At 71.5% G+C, this 18,795-nt stretch carries 15 protein-coding genes; 3 read left to right on the top strand and 12 right to left on the bottom strand.

Annotated elements, in window-relative coordinates; genetic code table 11:
* The first annotated feature begins 2 nt into the window (after positions 1-2).
* Positions 3-818: a GAF and ANTAR domain-containing protein gene (locus ACX80P_RS09920; protein WP_459277906.1), complete on the top strand. Its 816-nt coding sequence runs from the start codon at positions 3-5 to the stop codon at positions 816-818.
* Between the two features lie 157 nt (positions 819-975).
* On the opposite strand, the gene ACX80P_RS09915 is transcribed toward ACX80P_RS09920, so the two are convergent.
* From ACX80P_RS09915 to ACX80P_RS09905, 3 genes are all read right to left on the bottom strand, one after another.
* Complete coding sequence (locus tag ACX80P_RS09915; RefSeq protein WP_459277905.1) at positions 976-2,487, bottom strand: xylulokinase; 1,512 nt, start codon at positions 2,485-2,487, stop codon at positions 976-978.
* 3 nt (positions 2,488-2,490) lie between these two features.
* A complete protein-coding gene (gene xylA, locus ACX80P_RS09910) occupies positions 2,491-3,681 on the bottom strand; it encodes a xylose isomerase (protein ID WP_459277904.1) in 1,191 nt (396 codons plus the stop codon).
* 99 nt (positions 3,682-3,780) lie between these two features.
* The gene (locus ACX80P_RS09905) at positions 3,781-4,806 is read right to left on the bottom strand and encodes a LacI family DNA-binding transcriptional regulator (protein ID WP_459277903.1); all 1,026 of its coding nucleotides are present in this window, start codon (positions 4,804-4,806) and stop codon (positions 3,781-3,783) included.
* Between the two features lie 180 nt (positions 4,807-4,986).
* Here ACX80P_RS09905 and ACX80P_RS09900 point away from each other — a divergent pair, with 180 nt between their 5' ends.
* Together ACX80P_RS09900 and ACX80P_RS09895 are read left to right on the top strand one after the other, a co-directional pair.
* Positions 4,987-6,126, top strand: a complete 1,140-nt coding sequence (locus tag ACX80P_RS09900) for an endo-1,4-beta-xylanase (protein ID WP_459277902.1) — start codon at positions 4,987-4,989, stop codon at positions 6,124-6,126.
* A 26-nt stretch (positions 6,127-6,152) separates the two neighbouring features.
* Complete coding sequence (locus ACX80P_RS09895; RefSeq protein ID WP_459277901.1) at positions 6,153-9,191, top strand: endo-1,4-beta-xylanase; 3,039 nt, start codon at positions 6,153-6,155, stop codon at positions 9,189-9,191.
* Positions 9,192-9,426: 235 nt separating this feature from the next.
* On the opposite strand, the gene purM is transcribed toward ACX80P_RS09895, so the two are convergent.
* The 9 genes from purM to ACX80P_RS09850 form a co-directional block, all read right to left on the bottom strand.
* On the bottom strand, positions 9,427-10,542 hold the full coding sequence (gene purM, locus ACX80P_RS09890) for a phosphoribosylformylglycinamidine cyclo-ligase (protein WP_459277900.1): 1,116 nt from the start codon (positions 10,540-10,542) through the stop codon (positions 9,427-9,429).
* Positions 10,539-12,098 (bottom strand): amidophosphoribosyltransferase, encoded by a 1,560-nt coding sequence (purF, locus tag ACX80P_RS09885; RefSeq protein ID WP_459277899.1) that lies wholly within the window; start codon positions 12,096-12,098, stop codon positions 10,539-10,541. The genes purM and purF overlap by 4 nt, the downstream gene beginning before the upstream one ends.
* 48 nt (positions 12,099-12,146) lie before the next feature.
* Positions 12,147-13,265, bottom strand: a complete 1,119-nt coding sequence (locus ACX80P_RS09880) for an EAL domain-containing protein (RefSeq protein ID WP_459277898.1) — start codon at positions 13,263-13,265, stop codon at positions 12,147-12,149.
* 11 nt (positions 13,266-13,276) lie between these two features.
* Positions 13,277-13,450: a DUF1059 domain-containing protein gene (locus tag ACX80P_RS09875; RefSeq protein WP_459277897.1), complete on the bottom strand. Its 174-nt coding sequence runs from the start codon at positions 13,448-13,450 to the stop codon at positions 13,277-13,279.
* 113 nt (positions 13,451-13,563) lie between these two features.
* On the bottom strand, positions 13,564-14,016 hold the full coding sequence (locus tag ACX80P_RS09870; protein WP_459277896.1) for a hypothetical protein: 453 nt from the start codon (positions 14,014-14,016) through the stop codon (positions 13,564-13,566).
* Positions 14,017-14,035: 19 nt separating this feature from the next.
* Positions 14,036-15,496 (bottom strand): DUF2079 domain-containing protein, encoded by a 1,461-nt coding sequence (locus tag ACX80P_RS09865; protein ID WP_459277895.1) that lies wholly within the window; start codon positions 15,494-15,496, stop codon positions 14,036-14,038.
* 83 nt (positions 15,497-15,579) lie between these two features.
* The gene (locus ACX80P_RS09860; protein ID WP_459277894.1) at positions 15,580-15,945 is read right to left on the bottom strand and encodes a sterol carrier family protein; all 366 of its coding nucleotides are present in this window, start codon (positions 15,943-15,945) and stop codon (positions 15,580-15,582) included.
* A 12-nt stretch (positions 15,946-15,957) separates the two neighbouring features.
* Positions 15,958-16,962 carry an asparaginase gene (locus tag ACX80P_RS09855; protein ID WP_459277893.1) on the bottom strand — a complete coding sequence of 335 codons (1,005 nt, stop codon included), beginning with the start codon at positions 16,960-16,962 and terminating at the stop codon, positions 15,958-15,960.
* Positions 16,963-17,081: 119 nt separating this feature from the next.
* The gene (locus tag ACX80P_RS09850; protein WP_459277892.1) at positions 17,082-18,707 is read right to left on the bottom strand and encodes a molybdopterin-dependent oxidoreductase; all 1,626 of its coding nucleotides are present in this window, start codon (positions 18,705-18,707) and stop codon (positions 17,082-17,084) included.
* Positions 18,708-18,795 lie beyond the last annotated feature (88 nt).

The raw sequence follows: 18,795 nt of genomic DNA, 5'->3' as shown, positions 1-18,795 counted from the left end.
GTATGGATGAGAGCAGTGGGAGCCGTATCGACGAGGAGCCGACCAGCGGGAAGGGGCCCATCACCGATGAGGAGCCCCGCGGGAGTCGGGGCGGGACATCGGCGCAGTACGGGGATGAGGACCGGGAGCGTGATCTCGCCACGGAGCTGGCGGAGCTGGCCCGGTCGCTGCAGCAGGAACCGGATTCGGAGGCGGTCCTCGCCGGGTTCGTCCACGCGGCCCTGGAACTGATCCCGGGCGCTGACGAAGGGTCCGTCAGCGTGGTCCTGGGACGGGAGAACGTGGGGTCGCGGGCGCCGTCCGGGGAGCTTCCCGAGCGCATCGACGCGCTGCAGATGGAGACCGGGGAGGGTCCGTGCCTGGAGGCGGCGTACGAGCACCGGACCGTCCGGGTGCCGGACATGGCGCACGAAGAGCGGTGGCCGCTCTTCGCCCGGCGGGCCACGGAGGCCGGCGCCCGGGGGATGCTGTCGATCCAGTTGTGGGTCGAGGGCGATGACCTCGGGGCCCTGAATCTCTATTCGCACGAGGCGGACGCGTTCACCGACGAGTCGGAGAACATCGGTCTGCTGGTGGCCTCCCATGCCTCGGTGGCGTTCGCCGAGGCCGAGAAGAGCCGGCAGTTGCGTGCGGCGGTGGACTCCCGGGACATCATCGGCCAGGCCAAGGGCATCCTCATGGAACGTCACAAGATCACCGGGGCCCAGGCGTTCATCGTGCTGTCGATGGCCAGCCAGCGCACGCACCTGAAGCTCTGGGGCGTCGCCGACCACCTCATCACCAGCGGCGAACTCCCCTCCCCGGCGACCGCACGCTAGGAGGCACCGGGCGCCGACGGGAAGGCCGGCATGCACGTCCACCGCATGGTGGATCGGGCCGGCATCAACCACCGCGCCGGCCCCTGGCCGACCCGGAGCACCGCAGACGGCGGGAGGCACCACCCCTGCGGGTGGTGCCTCTCGCCGTTCCGGGACCTCAGAGACGCAGGGACCCCACCGCCGCCCGGTACTGCTCGCGGATGACCGGCCGATGATCGGCGGCGCGCTCGCGGGTGTCGAGCGCCAAGCGCGGCCTCGACCCGGTCAACGCCCAGGCGGCCTGTACCGCAGCTCCCCGCGCCACGTACTCCCCGGGTGCCGGGATGCGCACGGGCAGATCGAACACCTGCGCCGCGACCTCCTGCACCGCCGCGTTCTGGGCGGCGCCACCGATCAGCAGCAGGTGGCGCGGCTCGACGCCCGTGGCACGCACCGCGTCCAGGGCGTCGGCGAGTCCGCACAGCATGCCCTCGATGGCGGCCCGCGCCAGGTTCTCCCGTGTGGCGGAGGCGATGCTCAGGTTGTGGAAACTGGCCTTCGCCGTCGGGAGATTGGGTGTGCGTTCCCCCTCGAAGTAGGGGACGAGGACCACGCCGTCGGAGCCCGGCCCGGCTGCCCGGGCCAGCTCCGCGAAGCCGTCATGGTCCACGCCGAGGACCCCCGCCACCGAGGAGAGGACCCGCGCCGCGTTGAGGGTGGCCACCAGGGGCAGGAACAGGCCGCTCGCGTCGGCGAAGCCCGCGACGGTCCCGCTGGCATCTGCCACGGGGTCGGCCGCGACGGCGAAGACCGTGCCGCTGGTGCCGAGGGACACGACGACGTCGCCCTCCTCGGCGCCGAGCCCCAGGGCAGCGCCGGCGTTGTCACCCGCACCCGGGCCGAGCGTGATGCGCCGGTCACCCGAGGCGGTGAGGGAGGGGTGCACCGTGCCGGCGGCCTGATCCGCACGCAGGACGAGGGGGAGGACCACCGCGTCGGCGCCGGCCGCCCCGTCCCGGTGCGCCCCTTCGTCCGGGTGTGCCCCACCAGCCGGGTGCGCTTCGCGGGCCGGGCGACCGAGCATGTGCTCGAACAGGGCGAGGTCGTACGCGTCCTCCGCGGGGTTCCAGTAGCCTGTACCGCTCGCATCCGAGCGGTCGCTGACCAGTTCCTCGAGCACCGGGCCGAGCGGCGACTCGCCTTCGGGGCCGTACCCGCGCAGCCGCCAGGTCAGCCAGTCGTGCGGGAGTGCCACGGCGGCGATGGACGGAACGACACCGGGTTCGGCGTCGCGCACCCACCGCACCTTGGTGCCCGTGAAGGACGCCACGGGCGCGGACCCGGTCCGGGCGACGAGCTCCTCGACGCCCAGTTCGCCGATCAGGTCCCGGGCGGCGCCCGCGGACCGCGTGTCGTTCCACAGCAGCGCGTCACGGAGGACCCGCCCGTCCCGGCCCAGCAGCACCATCCCGTGCTGCTGCCCCGCGATGGAGAGCGCCTCGACGTCGCCGCCCAGCCCGTCCGCGGCGTCCAGCGCCGCGCGCAGCGCCTGCCACCACGCCTCCGGATCCACCTCCGTACCCTCCGGGTGGACGGCACGGCCGGCGCGCACCTCGGCGCCGGTCACGGAGTCGACGACGACGACCTTGCAGCTCTGCGTCGACGAGTCGACGCCCGCAACGAGGGCCATGGGTCAGCGGGCTCCGAGCAGGTGCTCGATGAAGAGCTGCTGCAGCTTCACGAACCCGAAACCCTTGCCGTTGAAGTAGGCGTCGGCGTCGAAGTCCTCGTAGGAGGCGCGATCCGCGCGGAGGGCCTCGTAGCCCTCGCCCTCGTTGAGCGTGGGCTCGTTGATCTCGGAGACACGGGAGGCCGTGAGGGCCGCCTGGACCTCGGGGTCGGCACGGAACGCGGCGGCGCGTTCCTTGAGCAGGAGGTAGGTCTGCATGTTCGCGGCCGCGGAGTCCCACACGCCGTCCATGTCCTCGGTACGGCTGGGCTTGTAGTCGAAGTGGCGCGGCCCGTCGTAGGAGGGGCCGCCCGTGGGGCCGCCGTTCTCCAGCAGGTCGACGAGCGAGAACGCGTTCTGCAGGTCGCCATGGCCGAAGACGAGGTCCTGGTCGAACTTGATGCTGCGCTGGCCGTTGAGGTCGATGTGGAACAGCTTGCCCTGGTAGAGGGCCTGGGCGATGCCGTGGGTGAAGTTCAGGCCCGCCATCTGCTCGTGGCCGGTCTCGGGGTTGATGCCGACCAGTTCGGGACGCTCCAGGGTCTCGATGAACGCCATCGCGTGCCCGAGCGTGGGCAGGAGGATGTCGCCGCGCGGTTCGTTCGGCTTGGGCTCGATCGCGAAGCGGATGTCGTAGCCCTTGTCGGTGACGTAGTCGCCGAGCAGGTTCACGGCCTCGCGGTAGCGCTCGAGGGCGCCGCGGATGTCCTTGGCGGCGTCGTACTCGCTGCCTTCGCGGCCGCCCCACATGACGAACGTCTTGGCGCCGAGCTCGGCGGCGAGGTCGATGTTGTCCAGCACCTTGCGGATGGCGAAGCGGCGGACGCCGCGGTCGTTGCTGGTGAAGCCGCCGTCCTTGAAGACCGGGTGGCTGAAGAGGTTCGTCGTCACCATGGGCACCACCATGCCGGTGGACTTCAGGACGCCGGTGAGCCGGTCGATCTCTCGCTGGCGGTCCGCTGCCGAGCAGCCGAAGGGGAAGAGGTCGTTGTCGTGGAAGGTGATGCCGTACGCGCCGAGGTCGCTCAGGCGGTTGACGGCCTCGACGACGTCGAGGGGCGCGCGGGTGGCCGACCCGAACTGGTCCTGGGCCTCCCAGCCCACCGTCCAGAGGCCGAAGGAGAATTTGTCGTCGCGGGTGGGCTCGATCGCCATTGAGTGCTCCAGAGGGAAGAAGTGATTAATATGTTGCCGTTACAAACATATTAGGTTCACGGCTGGAGTCAAGCGGAAAATCCCGCTTCCCCGACGTGCCTACGGCTGCAGTGCGCGGACGCTCGCCCGCTGGACGAGGCGCGTGGAGAGCTCGATCCGCGGACTGTCGACGGTCTCGCCGCGGATGAGCCGGACGAGCGTGCGGGCCGCGAGGCTCCCCATCTCCGAGAGGGGCTGGCGGACGGTCGTCAGCGGAGGGGAGGCCCAGCCCGCCTCGGGGAGGTCGTCGAAGCCGATCACACTGAGGTCGTCCGGGATGCGCAGACCCTGCTGGCGCGCCGCCTCGTACACCCCGAGCGCCATCTGGTCGCTCGCCGCGAAGATCGCGGTCGGCCGGCCGGGTCCCGTGAGGAGTTCGGTGCCGGCCGCGAATCCCGAGGCGTAATCGAAGTCCCCGCCGATCACGAGGTCCGGGTCGAAGGGAATGCCGGCGGCGTCGAGTCCCGCGCGGTAGCCATCGAGGCGCGCCCTGCTGCACCAGAGGCCGGGGCGGCCGGCCACGTACCCGATCCGGCGGTGGTTGTGCTGCAGCAGGTGCTCGGTCGCGGTGACCGCGCCGGTCCAGTTCGTCGCCCCGATGGTCGGCACCTCGAGGTCGGGTACTCCGGCGGGGTCGACGACAACGAGGGGGAGGTTGAGGCGCTGCAGCTCAGCGTGCAGGAACGAATCCAGGTCCGTCGTCACGAGGATGGCGCCGTCGCTGGGCCGGGCGGCCAGGGTATCGAGCCACTTGCGCGTCGAGTCGCTGCCGCCCCGGCGGTGGATCGCGGAGACCACCACGGACAGTCCCTCGGTGTTCAGGAACTCCTCGACGCCCCGGATGATCTCGACGGCCCAGGGGCTGTCGAGATCGTTGAACACCAGGTCCACCAGTCCTGACGACGCCGTCCGCCCCACTCCGCGCCGTCGGTAGCCGTACTCCCGTAGCAGGACCTCGACCCGCTCGCGGGTGGCGGGGGCGACGTCGGACCGTCCGTTCAGGACGCGGGACACCGTGGGGATCGAGACGCCCGCCGCGGAGGCGATGGCGGAGATCGTCACTGCGGGCTGGGCATTGTCCTGCATGTCGTCCTCCTCGGGAAGCCCCGACGCTGCGGCGGGGCATCCCCAGGGCGAAAATCACCGCACCCTTGACCTGCCTGGGGCGTTGTTCCTAACCTACAGCAACGGTATTTCCGGAAACTTCCGGAAATGTTCCGATCATCGGGTCGGCCACCGTGCCTCAGGTACCTCAAAGGAGAGCTCATGCAGGTTCGTTCATCCATCGCCGCGGCAGTCCTGGCGTCCGCCATGATCCTTCCCGCGGCAGCGCCCGCACTCGCGGCGCAGCACCAGTCGCCCCGCCCGCAGGGCATCGAGAAGAAGGACACCCTCCGCGGGGTCGCCCCCCAGGACCTGAAGATCGGCACGGCCGTCGCGGGCGGCGGTCACCACGAGACGCAGCCCTACCCGGCACCGTTCACCTTCGACCAGGAATACCGCCGGCACCTCGCGGCGGAATTCAGCTCGGTGTCACCCGAGAACCAGCTGAAGTGGGAGTTCGTCCACCCGGAGCAGGGCACCTACCGGTTCGCCGAGATGGACGCGATCGTGAAGTTCGCGCAGGAGAACAAGCAGGTGGTCCGCGGCCACACCCTGTTCTGGCACAGCCAGAACCCGGCCTGGCTCGAGGAGGGCGACTTCTCGAAGGACGAGCTGCGCGCCATCCTCAAGGACCACATCGAGACCGTGGTGGGCCGGTACGCGGGCCAGATCCAGCAGTGGGACGTCGCCAACGAGATCTTCAACGGCGACGGTACGCTGCGCACCACGGACAACATCTGGATCCGCGAACTCGGCCCGGAGATCATCGCCGACGCCTTCCGCTGGGCCCACGAGGCCGATCCCAAGGCCAAGCTGTTCTTCAACGACTACGGCGTCGAGGGCATCAACGCGAAGAGCAACGCCTACCTCGAGCTGATCCCGCGGCTGCAGGCCGAGGGGGTGCCGGTGGACGGCTTCGCCATCCAGGGCCACCTCAGCACGCGGTACGGCTTCCCGGGCGACCTGCAGGCCAACCTGCAGCGCTTCGACGACCTCGGCCTCGAGACCGCCATCACCGAGATCGACGTGCGCATGGACGTCGCGGCGGGGACGTCACCCACCGACGCGCAGCTGACCAAGCAGGCGAGTTACTACCAGCGGGCCCTCGAGGCCTGCGTCTCGGTCGAGGAGTGCAACTCCTTCACCATCTGGGGTTTCACCGACAAGTACTCCTGGGTGCCCGTGTTCTTCAGCGGTGAGGGGGAGGCGACGGTCATGTGGAACGACTTCACCCGCAAGCCCTCCTACTACGCGCTGCAGCGCACCCTCGAGCAGGCGTCCCCCGGGCGCGGCAACCGCTGATGATCGACGACAGGACAGGAAGAACCATGAGACGACGTTGTCTGATCGCGGGCGCCACGGCCTTCGGCCTGGTGGCCGGAGCCGGCGCGCTGGCGCTGCCCGCGGCGAACGCCGAGGAGCCCGCAGTGCTCCTCAACGAGGACTTCGAGGACGGCGCGTTCGGGCCGCTGGTCCAGAACGGAGGGGCCGCCCTCTCGGTGGTCGACGCCGACGGCGACAAGGCACTGCTGGTGAAGGGCAGGGCCAACGACTACGACGGCGTGAAGACGCCCGCCAACCTCCTGCAGGCAGGGGGCACCTACTCCTTCTCCGCACAGGTGAAGCTCGCAGCCGCCGCCGGCACGACGACGTCGGCACGCTTCGTCGTCGAACCGGCGTACAGCTGGGTGGGCAACACCACGGTGTCGGCCGACGCATGGACGACGGTGAGCGGCACGTTCAACGCCCCTGCCGGAGCCGACCCGGCCACCCTGCGCGCCTACCTCGGGACAGGAGACCTCGGTGCACCGTACGACTACCTCGTGGACGACGTCGTGATCACCGGCACCGCCGGACCGGGCGACGGCGGGACCTGGCAGCCCACGCCCGATCCGGCCTTCGTCCCCGGCGGGGCCGCCAACCCCACCTCCACCCCCCTCGCCTCGGCCCGTGGCACCGGGAACGTCGTCGCCCTCACCTTCGACGACGGCCCCAACCCGGGCGAGACCACCGCGCTCCTCGACCTCCTGAAGGACAAGGGCATCACCGCGACCTTCTGCCTGATCGGGCAGAACGTGCAGGCGGACGGCGGGGCGGACCTGCTGCGGCGCATCGTCGCCGAAGGGCACACGCTGTGCAACCACGGCACGTCCTACGCGGACATGGGCTCGTGGACGCAGGCCCAGGTCGAGACCGACCTCAAGGAGAACCTCCGGATCATCCGCGAAGCGGCCGGGGACCCGTCCCTGCAGGTGCCGTACTTCCGGGCGCCGAACGGCAGCTGGGGTGCCACCGGCGAGGTCGCGGCCGCCCTCGGCATGCAGCCGCTGGGCCTCGGCAACGTCATCTTCGACTGGGACGGCAACGACCTCGGCGAGGCCACGCTGACCGCGAACCTCCGCAAGGCGTTCACGCCCGGTGCCGTCGTGCTCGCGCACGACGGCGGCGGCGACCGGTCCGCCACGGTCAGGGCCGTGACGACGGTGGTGACCGAGAAGCTGGCCGAGGGCTGGATCTTCGCCCTGCCGGCCGGCGGAGCGGCCGACACGCCGACCGCGATCACCTCGGGCTTCGAGACCGGGACCGACGGCTGGACGCCCCGGGGCGACGGCGTCGCGGTCGCCCCGGGCACCGATGCCCGGACCGGGACCGGCAGCCTGCTCGTCACGAACCGCACCCAGCCCTGGCACGGTGCAGCCCTGGACGTCACCGCCGGGCTCCCCGTGGGATCGGCGATGGAGGTGTCGGTCTGGGCGAAGCTCGCTCCGGGCGAGTCACCCGCCTCCCTCAAGGTGTCCGTACAGCGCGACAACGGCGGCGCAAGTGCGTACGAGGGCGTGGCCGGTGCCGCGGCAACCGTCACCGCCGACGGCTGGACGCAGCTGAAGGGCACCTACACCCTCGGGGCGGCGGCCGACAAGGCGCAGATCTACGTCGAGGGCCCCGTCGGCGTCGATTTCCTCCTCGACGACTTCAGCCTCGCCCCCTTCGGCGAGAAGCCCATCCAGGCCGATGTGCCCGGGCTCAAGGACGTCCTCGGGGCGGACGGGATCGAGCACGTCGGTGTCGCCATCGACGCGCGGGAGACCGTGGGAACGGCGGCGGACCTCGTCCGCAAGCATTTCAACGCCTTCACCCCCGAGAACGCGGGCAAGCCCGAGAGCGTGCAGCCGGTCGAGGGTCGGTTCTCCTTCACCCAGCTCGACCAGTTGCTGGACTTCGCCGACGCCAACGACGTGCAGGTCTACGGCCACGTGCTCGCCTGGCACTCGCAGACGCCGGCGTGGTTCTTCAAGGACGGCACCCGCGACCTGACCGACAGCCCCGCCGACCAGGCACTGCTGAAGGCCCGCATGGAGGCCCACATCAAGGGCATCGCCGACCATGTCAACGCCCGCTACCCCGACGGCGACAGCCCCATCTGGGCCTGGGACGTGGTCAACGAGGTCATCGCCGACGGCGACACCGCGAACCCGCACGACATGCGGGACAGCCGCTGGTTCCAGGTGCTCGGTGAGGGCTTCGTGGACGAGGCCTTCCGCCTGGCCGACCGTCACTTCCCCGACGCGGCCCTGTTCATCAACGACTACAACACGGAGATGCCGGAGAAGCGCGCGGACTATCTCGACCTGATCCGGGCGCTGGAGGCGCGCAACGTGCCGATCGACGGCGTGGGGCACCAGGCCCACGTGGACGTCGCCCGGCCGGTGGAGTGGCTCGAGGACTCCATCGAGGCGGTCGAGGCCCTCGACCCCGATCTCCTGCAGGCGATCACCGAACTCGACGTGAACGCGTCGACGGAGAACCAGGGCGCCGACGTCAGCGGCGCTCCGGTCGATCCCTACAGCCCCGCCTTCGGGAACGACGAGGACGCGGCGGCCGAGGTGGGCTACTACTACCGGGACCTGTTCGCGATGCTGCGGGAGCACAACGAGTCGGTCGACTCGGTGACGTTCTGGGGCATCAGCAACGCCCGCACCTGGCTGCGCACGTGGCCGATGGCCCGACCGTGGGAACAGCCGCTGCCGTTCGACGACGACCTGCAGGTCACCCCGGCGTACTGGGGCATCGTGGACCCGTCCAGGCTCCCCGCCCGGCCGGCCGACGTGCTCCCGCCGCGGATCGCCGACCGGTCGGACGTCCGAGCCGTCTCCAACGGTGCCGGCGGCGTGAAGGTGAAGTACACCCTGCCGTCGGGCATCGACACCCTTGACGGGGAGGTGCCGCTGGTCTGCGATCCGGCGTCGGGCTCACGCTTCGTCATCGGCACCACGACGGTCACCTGCACGGCGACGGACGAGGCCGGGAACACCCGGACCAGTTCCTTCGACGTCATCGTGGTCCGCAAGCAGCCCGGGAAGCCCTGACCGTTCCGCGGCAGCAGTGAAGCCCCTGTCCTCTCCGAGGGCAGGGGCTTCCTTGCTGGCCCGGGGCACGACGGGAGCGTCCCGGGCAGACGCTCCTGCCCACTCAGCCGGTCTGCTCGGCGGGCATGAGTACGGATGCCCGCCGATCCCGGCGAGTCAGTGGGCAGAAAGGTCGAGACGGTGACCCGGCAGGGACGTCACGACGGCGACCTGGTATCAGGAGTGCGGCCCGGGGCTAGGAGGCGTAGTCCCCGAGGAGCCGCACCGACCCGCCGTCGACGCCCTTGGCGCCCTGCACGTAGTCCGGCCCGTCGGTGCTGCCGCTGTCGGCGGCCTGCACGGTGCCCATGACCCACGACGGCACGCCTGCCGCGTTCAGCTGCGCGAGCGCGGCGTCGGCACCCGCGGCTCCGACGATCGCGACCATGCCGACGCCGAGGTTGAGGGTGCGCTCGAGGTCCGGCAGCGGGACGTTGCCGAGCTGCGCGACGAGCGTGAAGATCGGGGGCAGTCCCCAGGTGGAGCGGTCCACGCCGGCTTCGAGTCCGCGGGGCAGCACGCGGGCGAGGTTCGCCGCGAGTCCGCCGCCGGTGACGTGGCTGAACCCGTGCACCTGCGCGGCGTCGTTCCGGGCCAGCGCGAGGCAGTCCGAGGCGTAGACGCGGGTGGGTTCGAGCAGTTCCTCACCGAGGGTCCGCCCCAGTTCGGAGACCTGCCGGTCCAGCGCCCAGCCCGCCTGGTTGATGACGCGGCGGACGAGCGAGTAGCCGTTGGAGTGCAGCCCGGAGGACGCCATGCCGATCACGACGTCGCCAGCACGGACACGCTCGGGGCCGAGCACGCGGTCCGCTTCGACGACGCCGGTCGCGGCGCCGGCGACGTCGTACTCGTGCTCGCCGAGCAGCCCCGGGTGCTCCGCGGTCTCGCCACCCACCAGGGCGGTCCCGGCGGCCGAGCAGCCGGCCGCGATGCCGCGGACGATGTCCGCGATACGCTCGGGGACGACCTTCCCGCACGCGATGTAATCGGTCATGAACAGCGGTTCGGCGCCGACCACCACGATGTCGTCCACGACCATGCCCACGAGGTCGAAGCCGATGGTGTCGTGGATGTCCATGGCCTGCGCGATGGCGACCTTCGTACCCACGCCGTCGGTCGACGTCGCGAGGAGCGGCCGCGTGTAGGAGAGGAGGCGGGACGCGTCGAAGAGCCCCGCGAAACCCCCGACCCCGCCGATGACCTGCTCGCCGTGCGTGGCCCGGACGGCGTCCTTCATGAGCTCGACGGCGCGGTCACCCGCCTCGACGTCCACTCCTGCGCTGGCGTACGTGATGGGGTTGGGGGAGCTCATACCCGCTCTTTCTTGTCGTCGACGGTCAGTACGGCTTCGAGTTCGGCGTCCGGCCCGGGATCGCAGCCGGTGGCACCCGACCGGTCGGCGGGGTCGAGGCGTTCGAGCAGGTTCTTGCCCAGGCGGTCGTCGTCGGGCAGTTCGATGGGGTACTGCCCGGTGAAGCAGGCGGTGCACAGGCGCTCGCGGGGCTGCTGCGTGGCATCGATCATGCCGTCCTCGGTGATGTACGCGAGGCTGTCGGCGCCGACGGACTTGCTGATCTCGTCGACCGCCGCACCGTTGGCGATGAGCTCCGCGCGGGAGGCGAAGTCGATGCCGTAGAAGCAGGGCCAGCGCACCGGAGGCGAGGAGATCTTGACGTGGACCTCGGCGGCGCCCGCTTCGCGCAGCATCCGGACGACGGCGCGCTGCGTGTTGCCGCGGACGATGGAATCATCCACGACGATGATGCGCTTGCCGCGGATGACGGATTCGAGGGCGTTGAGCTTGAGCCGGATGCCGAGCTGGCGGAGGGTCTGGCTGGGCTGGATGAACGTGCGGCCCACGTAGGCGTTCTTCACGAAGCCGTGGGCGAAGGGGACGCCGGACTCCTCGGCGAAGCCCACGGCCGCGGGGGTCCCGGATTCGGGGACGGGGATCACGATGTCCGCCTCGGCCGTGTTCTCGCGGGCCAGCTGGCGGCCCATCTCCACGCGGGCCTCGTACACGGAGCGCCCGGCGATCGCGGCGTCCGGCCGGGCCAGGTACACGTATTCGAAGACGCAGCCGGCGGCGGTGGGGGTGCCGAAGCGGCTGCTGCGCACGCCGTCCTCGTCGATGGCGATGAACTCGCCGGGTTCGATCTCGCGGATGAAGCTCGCCCCCACGGTGGCGAGCGCCGCCTGCTCGGAGGCGACGACCCAGCCGCGCTCCAGCCGGCCGAGGACGAGGGGCCTGACGCCGAACGTGTCGCGGGCCGCGTACAGCGTGCCCTCGTCCATGAAGACGAAGCAGAAGGCGCCGCGGATGCTCGGCAGCAGTTCGAGGGCGGTCTGCTCGAGCGAGCGGTCGTCGTCGCCGTCGAGGAGCGCTGTGACGAGGGCGGTGTCCGTGGTGTTGCCCTGAGCCATCTCCCCGGCACGCGGCTTGCCGTGGCGGGCGAGGACCATCTGGTAGAGCTCGGCCGAGTTGGTGAGGTTGCCATTGTGGGCCAGGGCGACGGTGCCTGCGGCCGTGGCGCCGAGGGTGGGCTGCGCGTTGGCCCAGTGCGAGGAGCCGGTGGTGGAGTAGCGGCAGTGGCCGACGGCGATATGCCCGGTCAGGGTGTTGAGCGTCGGTTCGTCGAAGACCTGCGACACGAGGCCCATGTCCTTGTACACGTTGATGCGGCGGCCGTCGCTCGTGGCGATGCCCGCCGATTCCTGGCCGCGGTGCTGCAGCGCGTACAGGCCGTAGTAGGCGAGCTTGGCCACCTCCTCACCGGGCGCCCAGACGCCGAAGACCCCGCAGGCGTCCTGGGGTCCTTTTTCGCCGGGAAGAAGATCGTGGGAGAGGTGTCCGTCGCCGCGCAGCATGCCGCCATTCTCTCACGGCACGCCCGACCGTCCCTCTTCGGGGAGCGCCTATTGCGCGCCGGACAGCTTCCCGATCAGTCGTTCCATCCGGGCGATCCCGAGGAACCGTCCGGCGCTGTCCGTCACGAGCAGAGGCGCGAAGCGGGAGGCCGCCTCCCGCGTGATGGAGCGGGCGAGGGCCTCACCGATCGGGGTGTCCACGTTGACGACGAGACCGGTGGTCACGCTGCCGAGGCGGGCCGCCTCCTCGGTGAGGACCACCCGCGGCCTCAGGCCGTCGAGGAGCACGACGTCGGTGAGCTGCGGGTTCTCCGTGAAGAGCGACGCCGCCGTACCGGGGGAGGGCGCGGTCGCTGCCGGTTCGAGCACTCCGCGGACCGTCGACGCGGCGGCGTCGCGCGACCGCGCGGACAGTCGGAGCGCGAGGTCGAGGTCGAGCGTCTGCCAGGGCGGACCCGGCCGTCCCAGCAGGTACCCCTGCACGAGGGGGACCCCGAGGGCGGTGAGGGTGTCGAGTTCCTCGACCCGTTCGATCCCTTCGGCGAGGATCCAGGCGTCGACCCTGCCCGCGAAGCGTCCGATCATCTCCATCAGGGCACGCTTGGCCTCGTCCGCGTCGATGTCCCGCACCAGCTCGCGGTCCATCTTGATGATGGAGGGCTTGAGGGCGAGCAGGTGCTGCAGTCCGGCGTACCCCGACCCGGCGTCGTCGACGGCGATCATGGCGCCGGCTGCACGCAGCGCGTTCAGGTGCGGTTCCAGCGCGAGGTAGGAATCGATGGGCGTCTGCTCGGTCAGTTCGACGACGAGGCCGCCGAGGTCCCCCTGTTCGGCCCACACCCGCCGCACCAGGGGTGAGGCGAGCAGAGCGGGGGAGACGTTCACGGTGAGGAAGCAGTTCGACGGGAGCGTCCTCCGGTGCGTGAACGCGCTGCGGAGCGCCGCCGCCTCCAGCTCCGCCGCGCATCCCTCGCGCCGCGCACGGGCGAACCACACCTCGGGGTTCTTCTCGCCGTAGTCCGGGAAGCGCACGAGGGCCTCGTAGCCGACCACCGTGCCGCGGGCGGTGTCGATGATGGGCTGGTAGGCGGAGGTGATCCCCTGACCGCGGCATGCGGCAGCGAGTTCGGCGGCCTCCCGCACCGCGGCCTGGTCAGGGGCTTCCACCGGGGCCGGGCTCAGGCGGCGATGATGCTGCCGCGGACCGCGCCGACGAGCTCCGGCGTGATCACGGTCAGGCCGTGGGCCGACGCGGCGTGCGCGCCCACCCGGGCGAGGATCTCATCCTCCGTGCTGCAGACCCAGCGGGCTTCACAGCCCGGTACGACGTCTCCACATGCGAATGCCTTCATGGCACAGTCCTCTTCTCAGGCTCGGTGGTTGCCCCCCATCAGGCCCTACTGTCGTCATCCTGGACCGCGGTGTAAGACGATCCGCCGAGGATTCGGTGCGGCGTCAGGCGTCGTCAGGCGTCGTCGGTGCGCTCCGCGCGGGCACGTTCCGCACGCCTGATGCTGCGGCGGTCGATGACGAGGACCAGCATCGCGGCGAGGAGCAGTCCGGGCAGGGCGAAGGCCACGCTGAAGAAGCCGAGGAGCGATTCGCGCGTGAGCGTGGGGTCCTCGGGGCCGGTGTAGGCGAGCACCAGGGCGGCGAGGAAACCGAGGATCGCCCCGAGCGCCATGAAGGGGATGAACTTCGGCGCCCGGCGGACGGTCACCTCACGGACGTCGGGCGCGACGGACGGGACGGGTGAGGCCGGCTGTCCTGCCGCGGGGGCGCCGTCGATCTGCGCCTCACCGCGGCCGGCCCGGCGATCCTCGGGGATCTGCGGACCGTCCGACGACGGCGTCCCGTCGTCGCCCCGCGGGTCCGGCTGGTCGGGGGAGGTGTGCGGCATCGGCTGCTCGGGGGTCATGCTTTAAGGCTACCGGGGATCAGCGTTCCAGCCGGACGAGCTGGTAGCCGGCCTCGTCGAACACCGGGGTGTAGTCGGTGCCCGGGTAGCGCTGCTCGGCGTGGGCCTCGGCGTCGCTCGGGCGGGTCGGTCCCCAGCTCCAGTCGTCGGCGTCGACGATGAGGTAGTCGGGCGCCGGGTTGGTGTTGCCCAGCCAGTACACGCGGGTCTCCGGTACGAGGTACGCCATGAGGACCACGCCGCTCTCCACCGTGGACCCCTCGGGAACGAGGCCCATCATGCGGTGGGCGGCATCCCAGCGTGCGGACCGCTGGTACGTGGCAGGGTCGGCGAGGGCGGCGAACTTCTGGCCCGGCAGCAGGACCAGGCAGGCGGCGACGGCGGCGGGGACACCGAGCAGGGCGGCGGACCGCACCCAGCGCCGGCGGCTTGTCCGGAGGGAGTGCACGCCGTCCACGAGGCCCAGGAAGAGCACGGGCATGAGGACCGCGCTGTAATGCCATTCCGGCCCCCAGTAGCCTTCCTGTCCGGAGGCGAACCGCCACAGCAGGGTGGGCAGGAGGACCAGGCTCAGCGACGAGCGGAGGAACAGGACGCCGCCCGCGAGCAGGAGCAGCAGGAGCGTCTCGTGTTTCGCGGAGCCGGTGAGGAGGCCGACGACGGCGCCCGCGGGGTCCGCGACCATCGCGCCGGCGTCGATGCGGTCCGAGTAGTCGTACTGGCCGGAGGCGTTGAGCGCCGGCAGGATCACGCGCACGGAGAGGACCAGCCACAGCGCGCCCCACGCGGCCAGCCACAGGCCGGCCGCCGTGCGGAGCCGCCAGGCGACGACCAGCCCGAGGGCCATGACGGTGAGCCCGAGGTCCTCCTTCACGAAGACGAGCAGCCCGCCCCAGAGGACGGCGGACAGGACGTGCCGCGCCAGCACGGCTTCGAGGCTGAGCGCCAGGAGCGGGACCGCGAACGCGATCTCGTGGAACTGCGCCGCGACGGCGGACTGCAGGCCCCAGGACAGCGCGTAGGCGATGCCGACAGCGATGCCTGCGACGGGCCCGAGCAGCCGCATGCCGGTGCGCGCGACGACCGCCACGGACAGACCGAAGAGCAGGTTCTGCACGATCAGGAGGGTCAGGCCGGACGGCACGACGGCGTACGCGGGTCCCAGCAGGACGAGCAGCGGGTGGAAGTGGTCACCCAGGAGGTTGAAGTCCTCGCCCTTGATCGGGACGATCGGCGCGTCGAAGCCCGCATAGGTCTTCGCGAGCTGCGTGAAGATCCCGAGATCCCAGGACGGCGAATCCAGCCGGAACCACTGGGAGACGGAGAAGACGGTGTAGAGGACAATGGCCCCGATGCCGGTCAGCCAGGCGCCGAGCGGCTGCCGCCGGATCGCAGCCGCCGCCCGTCCGCGGACGACGGCGGGGCGGCTCCCCGTCGGCCGGGCCGGGCCGGTCGCGCGCCGCCCGGGCGCCGTCGCCATCGGCAGGGGGTCCGAACCGGCTCCGAGCGGCCGCGCCTGTCGGGTCCTCCCGGGGGCCGGGTCCGAGCTCGCCGCGCCGCCGGTCACGGGCGGCGCCCGACGAGGGGCAGCCAGGCGCTGAGGTCGGCCCGCTGGCCCGAGGCAGCGACCCTCCCCGCGGCCACGGCGTCCGGCCACGCCTCCGCACCCGTGACGAGCGCGAGCCAGGTGGCGGCGTCGGTCTCGACGACGTTCGGCGGGGTGCCGCGGGTATGGCGCGGCCCCTCGACGCACTGGGTGACCCCGAACGGCGGGACGCGCACCTCGACGCTGTTCCCGGGCGCGAGCTCCGCGAGTTCCTCGAGGGTGAACCGCACCGCCGTCGCGAGGTCGGCGCGGGCGGCAGAGCCGCCGGCCACCTGCGCCAGCGCGCGGTGGCCGTCCTCCCCGGAGATACGTCGTCGTGCCATGCGCTGCCGCTCCTAGTCGAGGAGGGCGAGGACCGGGGCCGCGAGGCGCAGGCTGCCCACGGTGCGGCCTCCGCCGAGGACCGGGGAGACGACCTTCTCGAGGGTGGCCCCGACCTTGTCGGCGTCGATGGCACCGGACGCCGCGAGGAGCGTCAGCCCGACGAGGGTCGCCGCGCGGGCGTTGCCGTCGAGGACCTTGAGGGCCAGGCAGGCGCCGGTCGGGGCGGCGAGCACGAGGACGCCCTCGGCCCCGCTCTTGGCGAGCACGCCGAGATCCTCCATGACCACCGAGTTCTCCATGCCGTGGCCGTGCACGGCCCACGGGTAGTCGAGCATGGCGGTCGCGATCGTCGCGGCGCGCGCGTCCGCGTGCTTGTCCGACGGCGCCTTCGCGATCCTCCCGATCCCGCGGGCGAGGCCCGTCAGGGAGACGGCGGCCACGGGCGCGCCGCACCCGTCGACGCCCCACGCGGACACGGACTCCTCCGTGTACTCCTCGATGACGGAGGCGACGGCCCGCTGCAGCGGGTGGGTGGGGTCGAGGTAGGTGTCGGTGTCCCAGCCGTTCTCCGTGCAGGCCCACAGGAAGGCCGCGTGCTTGCCGGAGCAGTTGAACGCGATGCGCTGCCTGCCCTTGCCGCTGCGCACGAGCCCGTTGCGGGCCTCCTCGTCCTGCGGCCAGTCCGCGGGGCACTGCAGGTGGTCCTCGGTGACGCCGGCGGCGTCGAGCATGGTGCGCACCACGTCCATGTGCTCCTTGCTGGCCACGTGGCTGGCGGCCGCGAGGGCCACCTGCGGACCCCGCAGGGGAACCCCCGCCTTCATGCTGGCCAGGGCCTGGAAGGGCTTGAGGGTGGAGCGCGGGAAGATGGGGCTCGTGATGTCCCCGAGCTCGGTCACCACGGAGCCGTCGGCGGCCAGCACGACGGCGGCGCCCACGTGGCGGGACTCGATGAAACCGTTGCGTTCGAGGACGGCGAAGTCAACGGCGTCAGCCGTGGTGAAGGTGGAGGGCATGGTCCCAGTATTCACCATCCGCTGCGCCCGGAGAGGGCATTCTCCTCCTGCACGGCTGCGCCCACCGGAGAGGACGGTCATCCGGTGGGCGCAGGCCCGGGGAACGTCGGGGCGGGCGGCTACGTCACCGTGAACTGCACCGACTGCCAGCCCGATGCGCCGTCCGGGACGGTATCCGCCCGCTCGTCGGTCTGCAGGCCGTCGACGGCGTCGGTTGCCCTCGCCCTGACCGTGTGCAGCCCGGGCTCGAGCGGGACCTCGTGCGACCACTGACGCCAGGTGTCCACGGAGGCTTCGGCGGCGAGATCCACCTCTTCCCAGTCGCCGCCGTCGATCGAGACCTCGACGGCGGTGATGCCGCGCCGCTGCGACCAGGCGACACCGCCGAGCACGACGCTGCCGGCGTCGACCTGCGCGAAGGACTTCGGGACCTCCACGCGCGCCATCGTCTTGATGGGGCCCTTCTCGGACCACCCGCGGTCCGTCCAGTACGCCGTCCGGTCCGCGAAGCGTGTCACCTCCAGGTCGACGACCCACTTGGTCGCCGAGACGTAGCCGTACAGGCCGGGGACGACCATGCGGACCGGGAACCCGTGCTCCACCGGCAGCGGCTCGTCGTTCATGGCGACGGCGAGGACGGCGTCGCGGTCGTCCTGCAGCACGGGCAGGGGAGTGGAGGCGCTGAAGCCGTCCGAGCTCGTGGACAGGACCATGTCCGCGCCGTCCAGCGGCTTCGCTCGCGCGAGGACCTCGCGCAGCGGGTAACCGAGCCACTTCGCGGTCCCGGAGAGGTAACCGCCCACGGGGTTGGAGACGCAGGTGAGGGTGACGTGGCGTTCGATGAGGTCGGCGTCGAGGAGGTCCTGGTAGGTGAGCTCGAATTCCTCCTCCACCATGCCGTGCACGCGGAGCACCCAGTCGTCGGTGGTGAGCTGCGGGACACTGAGCGCCGTGTCGATCCGGTAGAAGTCGCCGTTCGGGGTGACGAAGGGTGTCACGCCCGCCACGGGAGACTGCACGCCGGCCGGCAGCGCCGGCGCGGGACTGGCCGGAACCGGGAACTGCAGGCTGTCCCGGAGCGCGGCGACGTTGGTGCGGGCGCCTGCCAGCAGGCGGCCCCCGCCGGCAGCCGCGGCCGCGACGACGGCGGTCACGCCCGCGGCCGCGAAGAAACCGCGTCGCGAGGTAGACCGGAAGCCCGTCGCACCGGAACCGCCGGAAGCCGCCGACGCGTCGGCGGCCAGGGAACCTGTGGAACCTGTGGTGACCGTCGTCGTCGCGGGAACGACGGCGGCGTGTCGCAGGCGGGCGATGAGCCAGCGGAGCGCCAGCAGCCCGGCGGCGGTGCCGACGACGGTCGGGATGGCGTCCGGCAGGGCGGCTCCCGCCCGGGTGAGGACGCAGGCCAGGATGATCGCGCCCATGAGCAGCACCCCGGCGGCGCCGAGCGCCCACCGGCGGAACGCCACGATCCCGAGGACCGCCGCCAGCAGTGTGATCGTGATGCCCATGCCCACGAGCAGTGCCAGCTTGTCGTCGGTGCCGAACGTCGCGATGGCGAAGTCCTTCATCCACGGCGGGGTGAAGTCGATGAAGGTGGACCCCATGGCGATCACCGGGGTGGCGCTTGCCCGGAAGAAGGCCCCGGCGAGTTCGGCGACCCCGAGCACCACCCCGGCCGCGACGATGCCGGCCAGTGCGGCCGCCAGGGGAAGGCTGCGGCGGGGCGTCGTGGAGTTGCTCATGCGAAGTATTCGGAGAGGTTCGGAGGGCGTATGGGTGGCCGCGGTCGGCGTAACAGGCGCCCGGTGCCGTGCCGGGCGCGGACCCCTC

This window comes from Arthrobacter arabinosi (assembly GCF_054511115.1).
This window is presented reverse-complemented; position numbering and strand designations above follow the sequence as displayed.

Excerpts from the sequence above, each read along its gene's own strand:
- ACX80P_RS09870 (WP_459277896.1), bottom strand. The coding sequence starts at position 14,016 with ATGACCCCCGAGCAGCCGATGCCGCACACCTCCCCCGACCAGCCGGAC.
- purF (WP_459277899.1), bottom strand. The coding sequence starts at position 12,098 with ATGCTGCGCGGCGACGGACACCTCTCCCACGATCTTCTTCCCGGCGAA.
- ACX80P_RS09855 (WP_459277893.1), bottom strand. The coding sequence starts at position 16,962 with ATGCCCTCCACCTTCACCACGGCTGACGCCGTTGACTTCGCCGTCCTC.
- ACX80P_RS09875 (WP_459277897.1), bottom strand. The coding sequence starts at position 13,450 with ATGAAGGCATTCGCATGTGGAGACGTCGTACCGGGCTGTGAAGCCCGC.
- ACX80P_RS09905 (WP_459277903.1), bottom strand. The coding sequence starts at position 4,806 with ATGCAGGACAATGCCCAGCCCGCAGTGACGATCTCCGCCATCGCCTCC.
- purM (WP_459277900.1), bottom strand. The coding sequence starts at position 10,542 with ATGAGCTCCCCCAACCCCATCACGTACGCCAGCGCAGGAGTGGACGTC.
- ACX80P_RS09865 (WP_459277895.1), bottom strand. The coding sequence starts at position 15,496 with ATGGCGACGGCGCCCGGGCGGCGCGCGACCGGCCCGGCCCGGCCGACG.
- xylA (WP_459277904.1), bottom strand. The coding sequence starts at position 3,681 with ATGGCGATCGAGCCCACCCGCGACGACAAATTCTCCTTCGGCCTCTGG.
- ACX80P_RS09860 (WP_459277894.1), bottom strand. The coding sequence starts at position 15,945 with ATGGCACGACGACGTATCTCCGGGGAGGACGGCCACCGCGCGCTGGCG.
- ACX80P_RS09915 (WP_459277905.1), bottom strand. The coding sequence starts at position 2,487 with ATGGCCCTCGTTGCGGGCGTCGACTCGTCGACGCAGAGCTGCAAGGTC.
- ACX80P_RS09900 (WP_459277902.1), top strand. The coding sequence starts at position 4,987 with ATGCAGGTTCGTTCATCCATCGCCGCGGCAGTCCTGGCGTCCGCCATG.
- ACX80P_RS09920 (WP_459277906.1), top strand. The coding sequence starts at position 3 with ATGGATGAGAGCAGTGGGAGCCGTATCGACGAGGAGCCGACCAGCGGG.
- ACX80P_RS09850 (WP_459277892.1), bottom strand. The coding sequence starts at position 18,707 with ATGAGCAACTCCACGACGCCCCGCCGCAGCCTTCCCCTGGCGGCCGCA.
- ACX80P_RS09895 (WP_459277901.1), top strand. The coding sequence starts at position 6,153 with ATGAGACGACGTTGTCTGATCGCGGGCGCCACGGCCTTCGGCCTGGTG.